At 30.4% G+C, this 17344-nt stretch carries 20 protein-coding genes; 16 read left to right on the top strand and 4 right to left on the bottom strand.

The features are described from left to right. Nucleotides 1–145: 145 nt before the first annotated feature. From FOF46_RS28665 to FOF46_RS28645, 5 genes are all read left to right on the top strand, one after another. Entirely contained in the window at nt 146–388 is a 243-nt protein-coding gene (locus FOF46_RS28665; protein WP_208746833.1) for an N-acetylmuramoyl-L-alanine amidase, read from the top strand. Nucleotides 389–409: 21 nt separating this feature from the next. Beyond that, the gene (locus tag FOF46_RS28660) at nt 410–931 is read left to right on the top strand and encodes a GerMN domain-containing protein (protein ID WP_143918891.1); all 522 of its coding nucleotides are present in this window, start codon (nt 410–412) and stop codon (nt 929–931) included. Between the two features lie 460 nt (nt 932–1391). After that, entirely contained in the window at nt 1392–2120 is a 729-nt protein-coding gene (locus FOF46_RS28655; RefSeq protein WP_143918890.1) for a hypothetical protein, read from the top strand. A gap of 254 nt (nt 2121–2374) precedes the next feature. Further along, nucleotides 2375–2773: a copper resistance protein NlpE gene (locus FOF46_RS28650; RefSeq protein WP_143918889.1), complete on the top strand. Its 399-nt coding sequence runs from the start codon at nt 2375–2377 to the stop codon at nt 2771–2773. Nucleotides 2774–3359: 586 nt separating this feature from the next. Next, nucleotides 3360–4643: a site-specific integrase gene (locus FOF46_RS28645; protein ID WP_167571983.1), complete on the top strand. Its 1284-nt coding sequence runs from the start codon at nt 3360–3362 to the stop codon at nt 4641–4643. Between the two features lie 76 nt (nt 4644–4719). Here FOF46_RS28645 and FOF46_RS28640 read toward each other — a convergent pair whose 3' ends face one another. From FOF46_RS28640 to FOF46_RS28635, 3 genes are all read right to left on the bottom strand, one after another. Then, nucleotides 4720–6348, bottom strand: a complete 1629-nt coding sequence (locus FOF46_RS28640) for a S8 family serine peptidase (protein ID WP_143918887.1) — start codon at nt 6346–6348, stop codon at nt 4720–4722. Nucleotides 6349–6473: 125 nt separating this feature from the next. Continuing rightward, complete coding sequence (locus FOF46_RS31860; protein WP_160114123.1) at nt 6474–6611, bottom strand: hypothetical protein; 138 nt, start codon at nt 6609–6611, stop codon at nt 6474–6476. 147 nt (nt 6612–6758) lie between these two features. Beyond that, a complete protein-coding gene (locus tag FOF46_RS28635; RefSeq protein WP_143918886.1) occupies nt 6759–8495 on the bottom strand; it encodes an AraC family transcriptional regulator in 1737 nt (578 codons plus the stop codon). A gap of 268 nt (nt 8496–8763) precedes the next feature. Here FOF46_RS28635 and FOF46_RS28630 point away from each other — a divergent pair, with 268 nt between their 5' ends. The 9 genes from FOF46_RS28630 (at nt 8764) to FOF46_RS28590 (ending at nt 16321) form a co-directional block, all read left to right on the top strand. Further along, nucleotides 8764–9018, top strand: coding sequence for a hypothetical protein (locus FOF46_RS28630; RefSeq protein ID WP_143918885.1), 255 nt, complete (start codon nt 8764–8766; stop codon nt 9016–9018). A 12-nt stretch (nt 9019–9030) separates the two neighbouring features. Then, entirely contained in the window at nt 9031–9237 is a 207-nt protein-coding gene (locus FOF46_RS28625) for a hypothetical protein (RefSeq protein WP_143918884.1), read from the top strand. Nucleotides 9238–9537: 300 nt separating this feature from the next. Continuing rightward, nucleotides 9538–10713, top strand: a complete 1176-nt coding sequence (locus FOF46_RS28620) for an HlyD family secretion protein (RefSeq protein ID WP_143918883.1) — start codon at nt 9538–9540, stop codon at nt 10711–10713. Between the two features lie 125 nt (nt 10714–10838). Beyond that, nucleotides 10839–13022, top strand: a complete 2184-nt coding sequence (locus tag FOF46_RS28615; protein WP_143918882.1) for a peptidase domain-containing ABC transporter — start codon at nt 10839–10841, stop codon at nt 13020–13022. Between the two features lie 29 nt (nt 13023–13051). Then, on the top strand, nt 13052–13399 hold the full coding sequence (locus tag FOF46_RS28610) for an HTH domain-containing protein (RefSeq protein WP_143918881.1): 348 nt from the start codon (nt 13052–13054) through the stop codon (nt 13397–13399). Nucleotides 13400–13519: 120 nt separating this feature from the next. Next, a complete protein-coding gene (locus FOF46_RS31855) occupies nt 13520–13669 on the top strand; it encodes a hypothetical protein (protein ID WP_167571982.1) in 150 nt (49 codons plus the stop codon). A 410-nt stretch (nt 13670–14079) separates the two neighbouring features. Beyond that, complete coding sequence (locus FOF46_RS28600) at nt 14080–14265, top strand: hypothetical protein (RefSeq protein ID WP_143918879.1); 186 nt, start codon at nt 14080–14082, stop codon at nt 14263–14265. Nucleotides 14266–14519: 254 nt separating this feature from the next. Next, nucleotides 14520–14996, top strand: coding sequence for a hypothetical protein (locus tag FOF46_RS28595; RefSeq protein ID WP_143918878.1), 477 nt, complete (start codon nt 14520–14522; stop codon nt 14994–14996). 74 nt (nt 14997–15070) lie between these two features. Next, a complete protein-coding gene (locus FOF46_RS28590; protein WP_143918877.1) occupies nt 15071–16321 on the top strand; it encodes a hypothetical protein in 1251 nt (416 codons plus the stop codon). Nucleotides 16322–16369: 48 nt separating this feature from the next. Here FOF46_RS28590 and FOF46_RS28585 read toward each other — a convergent pair whose 3' ends face one another. Beyond that, the gene (locus FOF46_RS28585) at nt 16370–16588 is read right to left on the bottom strand and encodes a hypothetical protein (RefSeq protein WP_143918876.1); all 219 of its coding nucleotides are present in this window, start codon (nt 16586–16588) and stop codon (nt 16370–16372) included. Nucleotides 16589–16792: 204 nt separating this feature from the next. Between FOF46_RS28585 and FOF46_RS31850 the strand changes: the two genes are divergently transcribed. Together FOF46_RS31850 and FOF46_RS28580 are read left to right on the top strand one after the other, a co-directional pair. Then, nucleotides 16793–16948 (top strand): hypothetical protein, encoded by a 156-nt coding sequence (locus FOF46_RS31850; protein ID WP_167571981.1) that lies wholly within the window; start codon nt 16793–16795, stop codon nt 16946–16948. Beyond that, nucleotides 16939–17229: a helix-turn-helix domain-containing protein gene (locus FOF46_RS28580; protein WP_143918875.1), complete on the top strand. Its 291-nt coding sequence runs from the start codon at nt 16939–16941 to the stop codon at nt 17227–17229. The genes FOF46_RS31850 and FOF46_RS28580 overlap by 10 nt, the downstream gene beginning before the upstream one ends. Nucleotides 17230–17344 lie beyond the last annotated feature (115 nt).

The following is a 17344-nucleotide window of genomic DNA, read 5'->3' as shown; positions in this document are numbered from 1 at the left end:
TTTGATAATCCACTTTATAGTCCAATGATAATTTTTCTAATTCATCCTTTGGAATATAATTTAAAACTTCTGAAACCTTCATAGTTTCTCCCTAAATTACATAATTTTAAGGTTTCGAACACTTATGATTACAAATCCGCGCTATATGGGTCAAGGAGTAAAACAAAAACAAGCAAATCATCATGTTACAAGGACACAAAAAAACATAGGAGCAGTTTTAGTTGAAATCGGTTTTATTACTAATCCAACACAAGAATCCGCATTTCAGAATGATAGTTATTTAGAAAGTATTGGAATATCTATTGCTAATGGTATTTTTAATACAGCTTTTCCTAACCCAACTCCAAATATACCTAGTGTCGATTCTTCATTAGAGGGATACCAATGAAAAAAATGAAAAAATGAAAAAATGAAAAATTATATTTTATTATCACTTATATTACTTTTTTCTTGTAAAGAAAGAAAAACAAATAATGTTATACCTTCTAAAGAGTTAATAAGTGCAGAAAATCAAGAAAAAAAACTTGATAAAAAGGAATGTATAGAAGCACAAAAATCTTTTTTATGGAAAGCTAAAATTGATGATAATGGAAATGACTATTTGATTAAAGGAGATAAAATTTTTGAGATCAAGAATGATTTAAAATTAATTTCTAGTTATTTGAATAAGTTGAACCCTCCTTTAGAGGTTAATGTTATAGATGTTAAAGATTCTATTTTAAAAATAAATTTTAAAAACGAAGAAATACTAACACAGCAACTAGGTACAACAGGAGCTTCTCAGTTTGCTGCTTCTCTAGTTTATTATTTTACTGAAAATGAGAGAGTTAATAAAATTAAAATAGATCTTAACGAAGGAGATCACTTTTCTCCAGGAGTATATTCTAGAAATGATTTTAAAAATGAGTTTTATGTTTTTAAGTGTAAATAAAAATACCTCCTAACTCGCTTGTTACTGTTCGTAAACATAATTATGGTTTTGGTAATGTTGAATAAAGTAATGAATTAGGTCTTGGGCAATTGGACTTTGGTTCTAGAAATTATAATCCAGAGTTAGGGAGATGGTTTAATATTGATCCCCGCTTGGGTATAGTATATACTGGTGCTAGTTTGCAACTAGTACCGAGTATGAGCAGTAAGTATAAGTAATAGAAAAAAGGAGCAGCCATAGGTTTTGTAACTTATGGCTGTTTTTGTATTGTGTTGATCCATAGAATGCACGATCAGGGATTTTGTTAATAAAGAAACAGCGACAAGTGCAAGTACGATTACGCCAAATGATATTACGCCATCACCAACACCAGCACCAGTACCTCTGCCGGCACCGACACCAGCACCACTTCCAATAATACCACCACCAACACCAATTTTTGATTAAAAAACTATGAATAATGAATAAAATACTTTTAAATGCACTATATATACTGCTTTTTATTACCAGTTGTAATAATATTAGTAGCGAAAAGAAGAATGATAAACCTTCTGATAACATAAGTTCAAATGATATCACTAAAGAAAATGATATTAAAAAAGATGATGTAACTAACAATGATGTAACTTCAAAAAAAATCTTTTTTATTAAGGAAGGAGAAGTTTATATCAATTGTAAATATATCAATAATAATGATCTTAATACAAAACAGAAACTTTTTGATATTGAACTTGTTAAGGAAAATGGGGTAAAAAGTATGATCGCTATTGATGAGAATTATGCAGATTACTTATCAAAAGCAATAGAAAGGAGTAACTCTAAGAGTTTTTATCATTCTTCTCCTAAATCAATCCCTTGTTCTGCTATTATTTATTTTGTTAATGAAGACGAAACATCTTCTTGGTATCTTTTTGAGTATGACACTAATGGAAAACTTGTAGACAAAATGTTGTTGTCCCATAAAGTTGATGATATCACAGAACTTGTTGTAAAATCATACTCAGAAATAGTGCAAGAGGAAAATTTAGTTAGAGTTACACTGGTTAAGAATATGTTAGATGATTATGTCGATCAAAATAATTACTCAGAATTAGTTGATTCTATCGTGTCAAACTATAGTTTAGAAGAAGGAAAGCTACAACTTAAATCTAAGGATAGCACAAGACAAAAAGTAGAAGTAAAACAATAAACTTTACCCAGATAGCGTGAATTTGTAATCCGTGTCAAGTATGAGTAAGCAGTAACAGTTATACAGATAATAAAAAGGCAGTCGCATTCTAGTGACTGTCTTTTTTGATTAATTTGGGTTTTAATAAAATTTGTCAATTCCTAAAAATGAAACTAGTTAGTTTTACATTTGCTTATAGATAATATTAGCACGGTTGCAAATCCGCGCTAATGGGGTTCATTAAATAATATTCCAGCTATTAAACCCTTTTAATTATGATAAAAAAAGCTATTAAAGTACTTTTGTTTTTTATTTCTATAGGTGTATATTCTCAAGAAATATTTGTAGCAGAGTTTAACAATACACCTGCAACATTTAAAAACACAAATGAACGTATCGGTAATAGAACTTCAATTCAATTACAGTTGAAGGATGACAATACTTATATTATAGAAAGCTATGTATACAATAAGTATGATAAGAAAAAAACAAATATAAATTGTACTAAACAAATAGGTGTTTGGAGTAAAAGCAATAATATAATAGTGTTTAATCCAAATGATATTAACTCTTCTGAAAAGAAAAAGTTTAGATATAAATTAGTGAATAATAAAAAGCTCTATTACATTGGGTATGGTAAGAAATATTCTAAAAAACAAGGTTTGTCAAAGTAAAAGCTTTAAAAACTATTAAATGTGATAGTTTACCTAAAACTTTAGAACTAGAATGGTAAGCTATTAAGTTATAGTAGTAATAATCCCCGCTAGCGGCAGAATGTTTCTGGTGCCCTCAAAGTTTATCAGGATATTAGTAAATATGTAAACTTTTTCAGGATGAGATGCATATTATAAAGGCACAAGTTGCAAACTTGCGCCAGCTAGGGCTAGCTAAGGGATCTAATTGGGTTCTTTTTTGTTTAGATAAGAAGATAAATTTAGATTATAGATGGATTATTTAAGAAGTACAGAAATCCAATAATAATAGGGTTTAAAAACAAAAAAGTCCAACATTGCTGCTGGACTTTTGCTCCCCCTCTTGGGCTCGAACCAAGGACCCTTTGATTAACAGTTAATAGACAAATAGACTAATATGATTTCAAAAAGAAGATAATAATTTGATTATTAGAATTTTAGACAAATTGATAAAACTAAATCAACTTGTATAAAACCGTATAAAACCAAAAAATGCAAGCAAAATGCAAGCAAATTTTCTTGGATGTCGAGACACCATTATCTAATTTAGATGTATAAAAATATTCGAATGGCTACATTAACTTTAATGCTGGATAAACGGAATAAAAAAGCTAATAAATTTCCTTTGGTAATTAGAATATACCATAAAAGAATTCCAAAGAATATTCCTTTAGGATACAAGTTACAACCCTCTGAATGGAATGAGGAAAAGAATCAGGTTAAATCAACTTTTAAAAACTCGACCAGGGCAAATCATTTTGTGACTACCAGAATGTCTATTGCCACAAAGGTCATTGCCGATTATCATGCTAACTTAAAAAATATGACTGCATACGAGGTTGCTGATCTTATTGTTAGAGCTATTAAAAATGAAGAAGAGCAAAAACCTTTAAACCTGAATACAGTATCTCTTAAAAGAGGAACCTATCTAAAGGAATATAGCAAGAAAGTAATGGCTCGTTATTATGGAGCAAAACGTTTTGGAACAGCAGATGCAATACATAATGCCATTGTATTTATGATGAAATACAATCACGATAAAGATATGTTGATGTCTGATATTAATGAACTTTTTTTGGAAGACCTGGAAGCGTACTATCTTGGTCAAGGAAATAGCCTTAATGGTTTGGGAGTTCATTTAAGATCAATACGTAGAATTTATAACCTGGCAATTAAAGACTCAGAAACAGAACTTACCATGCAAGAATATCCATTTGGTAGAAACGGGTACTCTATAAAACAACAAAGAACAAAAAAGCGTGCAGTTTCGTTAGATGTTATAGATAAGATAGTTAAACTGGATTATCCTTTAGGTTCTCCTTTATGGCATCATAAAAATTACTTTTTGGTGAATTTTTATATGCGAGGGATGAATTTTATGGATATGGCATATTTACAGGTGAATACAATACATAAAGGAAGACTGCAATACAAAAGAAGAAAAACCAGGAGAGGTAATAATGTAAAAGAGTTCGACATATTAATCCCAGAAAATGTAAAAGAAATTTTCAATTTTTACCTTAGCAATAAATCAAGCAATGATTTAATATTTCCTATCCTTCAGGATGTATTTCATGAAGAATCTGATGATAGAATATTTGAAGTATATAAAAACCGACGTAGAAATCATTTAAGAAGATTGAGAACAATTGGGAAACAAATTGGTTTGGAAACTAAATTAACCACCTATGTTGCCAGACATACATTTGCTACTGCAGGATTACACAAAGGAATTTCTAAAGCCCAGGTAGGGGATATGCTAGGCCATACGAATTATTATACTACCGAAGCTTATTTTGCAGATTTTGAAAATGAAATTTTGGATAAAGCTGCGGATAGAATTTTTAATTAGGATGATATAGTACATTAAAAAAGTCTTCATGATACAATGAAGACTTTGAATGAGGTTCGGTTTATCGAGATTAAAATTAATTCTTACTCTTAGATATTTGCTCCGCCATTAATAATGCATTATAAGCATTGACTACTTTACCAGATTTAGAGAGTTCTGAAAAAGGAACTCTTGGGCTTTTAGTTTTGCCGGGAATTCTTACTTGTAAGTGATATTTATTACCAGACTCTATAATTATTTGTTTTACTTGTTTAGCACTTAGCAAAGGATACTTAAGTCTTACCATGGCGGCGATTCCTGTAACAATGGGCGCTGCAAAGGAAGTTCCACTTTCAGTAATATAGGAATTTTCTGGAATAGTTGTATGTAGCTCATATCCTGGAGCAAAAATATCTACATTTAATTTTCCGTAATTGGAAAAATAAGCTGGAAATTTATGATTCATTTTGTAATTTAAAGCTCCAACATTTATGAAATTATCAGTAATCTCATTTTTTGAAGTAGAATAATCTAAAGGATAAAAGTTATGTTGATCTATATTAAGATTATCATTACCAGCTCCATGAACCAACAAAACATCATGTTTCGAAGCATACTTAATAGCTTCTTTTACAAATTCAGGTTGCATAGAAAATAATTTTCCAAAACTCATATTAATAATTTTTGCTCCATTATCAACAGCGTATCGTATTGCTAAAGCAATATCTTTATCATATTCGTCACCTGATGGTACAGCGCGAATCATCATTAATTTAACATTATTGATGACACCATTTCCACCTTTTTTATTATTTCTTTTTGCAGCTATGAGACCAGCAACAGCAGTGGCATGTATTTCTGTTTCATCTACTGGCGTAATATCTCCATTACCGTAAGATTTATCAAACAAATCATTAATATCATCTCCGATTTCTTTTCTATCATCGAAATCTGGGTTTAATTTAAACTTTTTTAATGCTTTTAGGTATTTTTTAAAATCTACCATCCAATCTAAAGTGGCTTCATAGGTTAAATAATAGTCTAGCTTTTTTACTGAAAAAGCTAAATTAGGGTTTGCAATGGTATCTATCTTTTTGATTTTTTCTAAAGAGTAGTTTTTATTTGGAAAATACTCTTTTAAATCTTTACCTATTCTTTTATAATCATTTTCGATACCGATCACATATTCCCAATCTTCATCCAGAGTCTTTATTTGTTCTTTAAATATCTTTTCCGCCTTTTTACCTATCGAATCACCATCCTTAATTTTTCCATTTTTAAAATAACCTTTATCACATAATATTCTTATGAATTCTTTTCTTGCATAACTAATACTCTTCCCCTTTGAATTACCCAAAAAATTCCATCCATGAATATCATCTATATATCCATTTTTATCATCATCCAAATGATTACCAGGCACTTCATTATTATTTGTCCAAAAATGGCCTTGAAGCTCCTCATGATTGATATCAACACCACTATCAATTATGGCAATAATAATTGAATCTTTAGGGCTTAACCAAAGTTCTTGATAAGCCTTGTCAATACTACTCCCTGGTAAGGTATCGAAAAAAATATCCTTGTGTTGCCAAAATTTGCCAATAGAATCTGATAATACTTTTTCCTTATAGTTAACAACCACAATGTCTTTTGAGAATGTATTTTGAATCTGAGAACTACTAAGCAAAGGATATAGTAGTAATACAAGGAATATTTTTTTCATAAAATTTAAGTAAAATTTAATCAATATAACTCCCTAATGTTCATATCGAGAACATAAAAGAAAGTTTGAAAATCTAAAGTTTTCAATAAACTTTACCATTAAATAGTATCACACTTAATGGTTGTTTATTCTTCTCTCGTAGGTCTTGTTTTATTTTTAGGACCCAAAATATGGCCATCACCTCCTTGAATAATCTGTAGTTGTTTTCGATCTAAACTAGTAATTTTAACCTTTTTTAGCTTCAATTTGTTCTTCGCATTCATAGTTATTTGTTTTTGTAAATTGTTTCTTCAACAAAAGTAAACTAATAATTAGAATTCGATTATTAATTTTCATCAAGGCTCTAAAAATTCAGGAATTTTTAATAGAAAAAACAATTAAATCACTATAAACCAGTTGATTTATCGTTTTTAGGTTTTAGCGTTATTCTCTAATTTCTTGATAAAATAAGATGGTTTGATACCTGTTTTTTTATAGAACGCTTGCGAGAAAGATACAGGATTGCTAAAACCTACTGTATCTGCTATTGCCTTAATAGTATATTTTCTAAATTTATGATCGCTTTTAAGCTTTTCGATGGAGTACTCTATTCTCAGGTCATTAATATAATCAGTAAATTTTTTTTGTTCATAATGATTTATAAAAACAGACAAGTATTTGGAGTTAGAGTTGATACTTTTTGCCAAGGTATTAATCGAAATATTTGGGGTCAAATATTCTTCTTCAGATTCGAATTTATCTAGCCCGGTTTTTATTATCTTCATAATGTCTTCTGATAGATGGGCTAAGCTTTGTTTATCTTTTAATGGCTTATAATTTTTTTCTTCTTTGTTATTTTTCTCCACTAGTTGTTTAAATCTAATCTTATCCCTTTTTCTTTTCTTATAACTGAAAATTAGAAATAGAGATACTATAATTAGTACTATTGCCAATGAAATGATACTCCTAGACTTGGATGAGTTTGATTGACTAAGATCATTAATTAATCTTTCTTTGTCTAAGATCAAGTTTGCGGTGTCAAAATCTTTAACTATCTTGTTATTGATATATAGGTGATTAGAACTTAGTATACTATCTACAGTAATTAGCCTATTAAGATATAATAACTGTTTTTCTTTGTTGTTTTTTTCCTTGTAATGGTTAATTAGGATTTTATACCCTTGACGAATTTCAGGAAATAGATCTTTAAAATCTTTGAATAAACTATCTGCCGTCCTAAATTGAAAATTTGCGTCTTCAACTTTATTTTCTGCAAAAAAAGATTTACCTAAATAAAACCTAGAAAATATTTCGTTAGACTTGTCTTCCAGTTTAATTAAATTAGGGATGGCTTTTTTTAGGCTATCAATAGAGTTTTTGTACTCCTTTTTATAATATAGATTTACACCTTCATTCATTATGAAATAATGATACATATCATTATCATTATTAGATAAAGAAATTTTAATTCCTTTTTTATTAATTATGGTAGCAGTATCAAGTTTTTTCAATTTGGTGTATGAATCAGATAATGCAAACAATCCTATTAATTTACTATAATAATCTTTGGGATATTCTGACTCCTCTGATAAGATATAATCATTGAACTCTTTGAAAATTTTTAAGGCTTCCTCATGTTTACCAATTCTATTCTTTAAAGATCCAATATTGAATTTAGAGTCATATGCTAAAACATTATTGTGATGTTTTTTTGCTATCCTATAGCATATGAAATAATTATCTAGTGCATCTTTATAATTTGCACGCTTATAATAATAATCTCCTTTGCTATAATATAAAATGGCAGGGTAGTTTTTATTAGTTTTTGCTTTTAATAAATTAATTGCATGGTTTAGATAAATTAATTCAAGAGAGTCCTGAGAAACAGAACTTAAAAAAAAGTAGCCCTTAGCCATTTCAAGACTATTTTTATCTATAAGCCCTTTCTTTATATAACTTTTTGCATAAATAGTCACTCTATTTTCAAAGTTGTCAAATTTATAAAGTTGATCTTCTATGTATTTATAAGGTTTACCTCTTAGAGAATCAGGAATATGAAACTCATTAATTACCTTGACGTTTAAAAAGTTATTTTTATCTATTTGGATATACGAAAAGAGTAGAATAGCAATTAAAAAACAGGAAATTATATTTAAAAATTTGATCATTGGTTTCTAATAATTATTACGTCTACACCAAAAAGTCTATAGAATGCAAATTAGTGAATTATACTATTTGAAGTTCGATTAAAATGAATAAATTAATACATTTATCATTTGATATACTTTGTTTTAAAGGTAATTTGTTACCTAAGTTTCCTCCATTTTTTAAACTTAAAATTCATGAATTTGGAGTGCAATTTCCAGAATCCTTAGATACTCTCCTTGCAATAACGCTAGCCCACCCTCTATATTTGACTTCATAAAACCGGTCAACATGGAGTATAAAGAATATAACAGCAAACATAGGTTTATGTCTGATATCATAAAAATGTTACATCTAAAGGTGGATTTATTTATATACAATCTTTCTCATGATGGTTCATATGAACTAATACTCTATAGTTGGATTAACAAATTATATGCAAAAGGAAAAACTACAGAAGAAGCGGTGCAGTTGATTTATAAAGCACGTAACATATTATTACTTAACCCAAAAAAAGGTTTGTGTAGCTCCCCAATGTCATCATAAACTTGTTTACTTATGTTTATTAGGTATACCCAATTAGGTTCAATACAAAAAAGAATGGTTGATGATAAGATGGCAATAAGAATCAATGCTCCCAAAGCAGTAGTTAAAGAGGTGTTAAAAATGATAAATCCTCTTGTAAAAGTAATAGGGAAAGAAGTGATCTTGATGTATGATACATTAATGCGGATAGAACAAGAGATTAAAAATATTAAACGATAAAGAAGATGGATAGCGGATGCTTGAAGTAATCTGTAAGCATAGAGTCTTTGTTTCTTCTATTCTTTTATGAAGAACTTCTAATCTCGGTTTTCCGTCATTAAACTTCGGACTCCAGATATCAAACAAATTAAAATTAACCTAGTTGTAAAAAATGAAACTAGCTACTACTATTCTTGCACAACAATAAATAAAAATAAACACCAATGATATATATAGTAATCAATCTTGTTTTAGAATATACCGCCGTATTGATCGATCATTTTACCTTGATATACCAATTTATTAGTAATTGTAACTAAGATGAAACAATTATTCCCAAAAGAAATTATAGAGCATACGGTAGAAGCACACCAGTTTGCACATAGCAACAGGAGCAAAACGATCTATACAATGATACTAGTTGCTTTTATCATCGTCTTGGCACTTTTACCTTTTATAAATATTGACATCTATACTACGGCAAGAGGGATGTTAAAACCGGGTAAGGAACGAGTGGTTATCACTCCGCTTCAATCGGGCACAGTAGTTTTTGCAAATATGATTGATAATCAAAAGGTAAAAAAGGGAGACACTTTACTCATGGTCAATACCACTTTGGTAAAAGAAAAAATTAAGAGATCCACCGCGCAGATTAGAGAAACAGAACAATATATAAAGGATTGCGAATATCTGATCAATACCTCTACCCCAAAATTGAGTAAGATAGAATCGGCACGATATCAAAAGGAATATTTATATTTTACTCAAAGATTACGAGAGTTACGTACCCGTTTTAAGAAAACAAAAACAGATTATCTGCGTACTAAGAAATTGTATACAAAAAAGGTGATTGCCAAAGTAGATTATGAAAACAGTGTTTTCGAATATCAACTAGCGACTACGACATTACTTCAATATCGAAAACAACAAAAAAGTAATTGGCAAGTGTCAATAACAGAATACCAAAATACTATTAGAGAATTAGAAAATGGAGTATCACAATTAGAGAAGCATCAAAAGGAGCTAGTGGTCACAGCGCCAATAGATGGAATTCTTAAAAATGTAATGGGAATAGCGTCTGGGAGTCTAATTTCTTTAGGGACTAATGTCGCCGAAATATCCCCCGATACAGGGTTGATTGCAGAGTGTTACTTGTCTCCCTCTGATATAGGGTTGGTGAGCGCCGATAGGTCTGTAAATTTTCAGATTGATGCTTTTAATTATAACCAATGGGGAGTGGCTACAGGGAAAATTATGGAGATCAGCAAAGATGTAGATATGATTAATGACCAGCCAGTTTTTAAAGTACGCTGCGCTATTAACCAGGATCATCTACAACTCAAAAATGGTTTTAAAGGAAGTTTAAACAGGGGGATGACCTTTAGCGCACGATTTCAAATTGCAGAACGAACCCTATTTGAATTACTATACGATAAAGTCGATGATTGGTTCAATCCTTCAAGTCCAACTATAGCAGAAGTGAAAAATGAAAAGTAAAAAGATAAAAGAGTTCGATATCGGAAGAAGAAAAGTCGAAATAAAAAAATATCAGACACCAGAATTTGAACAACTATTAACACTTAGATGCTTTGCTTCTCTGAAACTTTGTAACTAAATAAACAATGGGAAAAACAAAAATAAAACAACACGATATTACTGATTGCGGTGCGGCTTGCCTGGCATCAATATCGGCACATTATAAATTACAATTACCTATTGCCCGTATTCGGCAGTTTGCTAGTACCGATAAAAAAGGAACCAATGTATTGGGACTAATTGAGGCTGCCGAAAAATTAGGATTCGAAGCCAAAGGAGTGCGCGGGGATCTGGATAGTTTGTCTAAAATCCCTAAACCTGCCATTGCCCATGTGATTGTTAATGAAAAATTACATCATTATGTAGTGATCTATGAAGTAACCCAAGAGTATATCAAAATTATGGATCCAGGGGATGGTAAGTTTTATAAAAAAACACATCAAGAATTTACCACAGAATGGACAGGAGTATTGGTACTACTATTGCCTAAAGAAGATTTTATAGCAGGTAATGAAAAAGTATCTGTATTTAAGCGGTTCTGGTTTTTACTAAAACCCCATAAAGGAGTATTGACACAGGCATTTGTGGGTGCACTAATCTATACATTACTGGGGTTCTCTACTTCGATATATATTCAAAAGCTTACAGATCATGTGTTTATAGGTACCAGTACCAAACTGCTTAATCTGTTGGGACTTGTCATGATCGGATTATTGCTCTTAAAACTGGTGGTTGGAGCGTATAAAGATATTTTTTTGATTAAAACTGGTCAACAGATTGATGCACGACTTATTCTGGGATACTATAAACACTTACTAAAACTACCACAGCAATTCTTTGATACGATGCGTGTAGGAGAGATCATTTCCCGAATTAATGATGCCGTAAAAATTAGAAACTTTATCAATGGGGTTGCATTGGATCTTACCGTTAATGTTTTGATTCTGATTTTTTCTTTTGGATTGATGTTTGCCTATTATTGGAAACTGGCATTAATCATGCTGGCAATTATACCTGTATATTGCATCATTTATATGATCACCAATAGGCTAAACAAGCATACCGAACGAGGGGTCATGGAAAAATCGGCAGAGTTAGAGAGCCAATTGGTAGAATCCCTAAACTCGGTAGGTACTATCAAAAGATTTGGACTTGAGGATTTTGCTAATATCAAAACCGAAACACGATTTATTGGATTACTAAAAAAAGGATATAAATCTGCATTAAATAGTGTGTTCTCTAATTCTAGTACAGATACGATAGCACAGTTGTTTACTATTATCTTGTTATGGAGTGGTTCTTTTTTTGTGATTCAAAAAGAAATTACTGCTGGGGAGTTGATGGCTTTTTATACGATCATAGGATATTTTACCAGTCCTGTTGCTAGTCTGATCAGTGCCAATAAACAGGTGCAGAATGCTTTGATTGCTGCCGATCGCTTGTTTGAGATTATGGATCTGGAGCGAGAAGAAGATATCCAGAAAGTAAAACTAATCCAACAGAATATTGGAGATATTAATTTTTCTAACGTAGGATTTAGATACGGATCCAGAGTAGAGGTGTTTAAAGATTTTACGTTAACCATCCCTAAAGGAAAAATTACAGCAATTATAGGCGAGAGTGGCTCTGGTAAATCTACGCTGATGTCTTTATTACAAAATATTTATCCTATACAAAAGGGTAAGATCTCTATCGGAAACCAGAATTTGAAATATATAGAAAGTAGTAGTCTAAGAAACCTGGTGAGTGTAGTACCTCAAAAGATAGACCTCTTTGCAGGTAACGTGATCGAGAATATTGCGGTAGGTGAATTTGCTCCCGATGTAGAACGTATCATGGAAGTATGTAAAACAATAGGAATTCTGCAATTTATAGAGAATCTACCAAATAATTTTGCCACCTATTTGGGGGAGAATGGAGCTACTTTATCAGGAGGACAAAAACAACGTATCGCTATTGCCAGAGCATTATACAAAAATCCAGAAGTTCTGGTATTGGACGAAGCAACATCTTCATTGGATAGCACCTCAGAAAACTATATCCAACGAGCAGTACAAAGCTTGCGGGATCAAAATAAAACGATCATCATTATTGCCCATAGATTGAGTACAGTTGTAAATGCAGATAAAATAGTGGTTTTAGACAAAGGAGAAGTGATCGAAGAAGGAAATCATAAAGTATTATACACCCAGAAGAAAAAGTACTATGAATTATGGCAAAAACAAATACCTGATATAGATAATATACATAAAATAAATGCTGTTGCATAAATATTAAAACATCATAAAAGTAAAGGGATATGAAAGTTATTATTAAACAAATAGAACTTATAGAGAGAATTGATCAACTAGTTCGCTTACAGGCAACGGGATCACCAGGAGCATTGGCAACAAGATTAGGGATTTCTAGAACCAATGTTTACAGACTTATTGATACCATGAGAGATTTAAATGCTCCTGTAGAGTATCATCATGGGATACAGAGTTTTGTCTATGAAAAAGAAGTAAAGTTTAGTTTTGGATTTGTAACTAGAGAATTAAACCAAAGAGAATCCATATCAACCTATGGTGGAACATATATAAAAAATACAATATTTATAACAGCGTACCAGAAAATGGTACGGAAAGGTTATAGTATTGTAGTGTAAAAAGGAATGGCGCAGTTCTTTTTATCGTTGTTGCAACAACAAGAACAATTTGTCTATGGGTTTGACGAAATCAGAGATAAATCATTAAAATCAAATTATTAATTATTAAAAATTTTTAAAATGAATACAAAAAAATTAAATTTACAAGAACTTAATGCAGAAGAATTAACTAACACTAATGGCGGTGGTCTTATTCCTGCATTAGCACTTACTGTTGCTATTGGATCTTTCTTTTTTAATGCCGGATACCAATACGCTGCTGCACAGTAGTTTTTATTAAAATAAAAATATTTATAAATTATGAGTTTTCTTAAAAATCTTTCAGAAGCAATAGGTACAATTACCCCTGCTAAAATTATATGGCTGGTAGTTATTAGTATTTTACTTTTTATGTTTTTCTTTTACTTAGGATTTCAATATAGCGAGGCACAACATACTTTAAAATAACAGTTATTTATCTTGTAAAAGATTTGAAAACTCAATTTTAAAATTTCAAAAAAATGAAAAATCATAAAATTGAAGAATTAAGTAATAATGAACTAATAAATATTAGTGGCGGGTTCGGTCTATTGACTTTACCTATTGTAGCATTCCATGCTGGTTATACTTATTATAATTTAATCCATTAATATGGATTGAGAATAATAAAAAGGGATGTGAATTTCACATCCCTTTTTTATATGAAATCGATAAAAACTTTTATCAAAGAATATACTATGATTACTTTTTTAGAAAACATTCTGGATGAAATGAGACCCATTACTTCAGCTACTATTTTATGGCTGTTGTTTATTACGGTTGTATTTTTTTCATTTTTCTTCTTTCTGGGCTTTGAATATAGTGGAGCACAATACACTATAAAATAAATGTGTTTTTTGTAATGTAAACATGAAATCGATGAAAATTTTTATCAAAAGATGTACTAACATTTGATATAAAAATGAATTAATTTGTCATTCCGTTGAAAAGCAGAATCCACTTATTAATGGCATTATGCCAAAATGAACGCCAGTTGTTTATTCTTATAATATTATACCACTAATTCAAATTATTTTTTTGCGTTCCGAAAAATGGTACGCATAGGTTATATTATTGTAGTATAAACTATGATAATAAAAGAATGAGTAAGGAATATTCAACAATGCTTAAAGTCCTCAAGCATTTTTCGGGACTAAACAAACTAGACGCTTTTGATCTTTTACACAAAATGGAGGTAACACTGTTTTATGCTTCAAGCCCTATAAGTACCAAAAACCTTAAACAAATTATTTTATCTGATATAGAAAAGGTAGATTGGATTGATCCTTTTCATTTTACTTTTCTTCCCAATGGTAATCTATGTGAATTTGTAGGATCAAATGAATGGCTGCAGGTGTATAAGGAGAAGAATAAATTTTTGCCCGATTGGGCTATGTTTAGAGTGTATTATTTTAAAACGGTATATGCACCTTTAGAATTAAGAAAACTTACCAGAAAAAACCTTCTGGGAATGATTAGGGGAAAAGATAAAGAGAAAGAAATACAAGAGTTTTTAAAGCAACATAGTATTACTATGACTAATAAAATTACTAATCGTTTATTGTTACTGGATTTGTAGTCTTAAGATAAATTAAAAATTAATATGTGATAAAATAACTACTTCAAAAGAAAACAAACCAAAATCAATCGTCTATGGAACCTATGAATGTATTCTATCGGATATTTCATGAAGATTTGCATCCATTGGCCAACCAAAAAACCAAAACAGAGTATCTGGATTATTTTAAAAGTAATAATACGAGTACCCTTATAATTGAAGGATATAACAGACAACAACTCAAATATTGCTATTATGAGCAATTACTTCTTAATGTCCTTAAACAAATTAAAAGAGGTTTACATCAGAAGATGTTTTTGTTTTCAGAAGGTAATAACAATATTGGCAAAGTAATCCAGACCTATCAAATATTCCTTTTAAATTATACCAAAATCATTGAGGAGAATTACTTGTCTCAACAGGATACTTCTTTAATATTTCAAATTTCAGAACAGAAATCAAATACTGATATTTTTAAGATCATCTATAAAACACTGGATAACATCCTTGTATATTTAGAACAAACTTTTGTTAAGCATATAGATCCTACCCTCACAATTCCTTATCAGCAACGATTATGGTTTGTAAGTAAACATAGGAATATAGCAAAAGACTTACAGCAAAAATTTGAAGCTCTTAATCTTTCAGAAATCGTAAAGAAATCTATTTGTAAACCTCTACAACAAATAGAGAAAAATGAGCTTTCCGGATTTACATATGAATCAAGAGCATACTACGCTACTTTTATCAAAGTATTTGATCATTTACTCAAAAGTGAACCATCTCCATGTGAAGAAAAAGTATATGCTGTTCTTATCAGCTTGAATTATAATACCTTTAAAATCTTTTTCTTTATCACTGCGATTATTAAAGGAAAAGTGAAATCTTCCCATAGTGTCAAAGAAAAACTACAGGTATATCATGAGTATATAAAAAAGATTAAAACTACCACGGTGACAGCACTATATAGACGTAATCCCAGATTACCGTCTCTTAAAGAGCAACTATTACTCTGGATTAATGAAGAGATTAATTTTTATAACAAAAAACTGGAGTTCGAAGAATTAAAATCCTTTAAACCTTCAAACAAGAAACTCATTAAAATTTCTGTTCCAGAGGTTTCTTTACTAACAAAACTATTATATGACACTAAACTTGTAGAAGGTCCAAAAACAGAATTGTTTACGTTTCTTTCCAGTACCTTCAGTACCCCAAAGGCCAAAATTATCTCTACAGAGAGTTTAAGCAATAATTATTATTCTATTAGCGAAAGTTCTAAGAGATCGGTAAAGAAAATGCTAAAAACGATGTTACTACAGTTAGATCGAATGGAAGGGGAATTATAACTATATCAAATTGACTATAAAATGGAATATACATAATTTGAATTGGTATTACCCTTCTTCAAACAGATGTAAACAATCATATTTATGCAAAAAAGCCAATAAACTTTGTAGCATCCGATAAGAGAATCCTTCCATTTTTAATAATTCAAATCCCTTGATCTTCAAGAGATCTTCAAGAGTCATCATATGATGTATTGTCATAAACTTCTTAAGTTCATCTTCTATTTCCAATTTTTCAATGGATTCTTTTAAAATAGGGGGTTGCATTAGGGTTTGATATTAAAACGTAAGTACTACTCTTTCCAGAGACAATATAAGACTATTTTCATCGAATCCTATTTTTATTCAGCAATTTAAAACATTGTATTTCAATGATTTAAGTTTGTTATTGAAGGGTTGTAAACCCCTTTGCCACTGTTTTGATATGATTGTAATGTTTCTCTTTATACCATTAAAAAATAAAATGGAAATATGTTCACTAAAAAAGAGCTAAAAAAGTATATAACCGAACGAAATGATCTTCCATTTGGAGATCATATTCTTTCAGGTCAAAATACCACTTTAATCTCCAGAGACGATTTCCTTAAACAATTAGAAATTCAAATACATAAAGATCAATGGAAATAATTGTATTAGAGTCTGAGGCCTACAAAAGTTTACAAAAAGAAATGTTACACATGGTCCGCATCACTGTTCGGGAAGCTAAAGAAGAAGCAATGGCCAATATGGATCCGGCTAATGACTGGCTTGACGCCGAAGAAGCCAAGAAACTCTTAGGAATTAAAAGCAAAACAAAATTACAGGAACTAAGGGATTATGATGAGGTCATGTATTCCAAAGCAGGAAAAGTCATTAGATATTCTAAAAAAAGCATCCTGGAATATCTTAATAGGAATATTGTAAGGTAAACAATGTAAACAGTACGGGTATGCTCACATTAGAAGAACAACTATTATTCCTGGAGGAACATCGGGAAATGTTCACCAAATTATTGGAACAGTTCCAGGAACAATTTGGAGAAAT

This window comes from Aquimarina algiphila (assembly GCF_007489275.1).
Classification (GTDB): domain Bacteria; phylum Bacteroidota; class Bacteroidia; order Flavobacteriales; family Flavobacteriaceae; genus Aquimarina; species Aquimarina algiphila.
The sequence above is the reverse complement of the archived record's forward strand: the minus strand, read 5'-3'. Positions and strand labels throughout refer to the sequence as shown.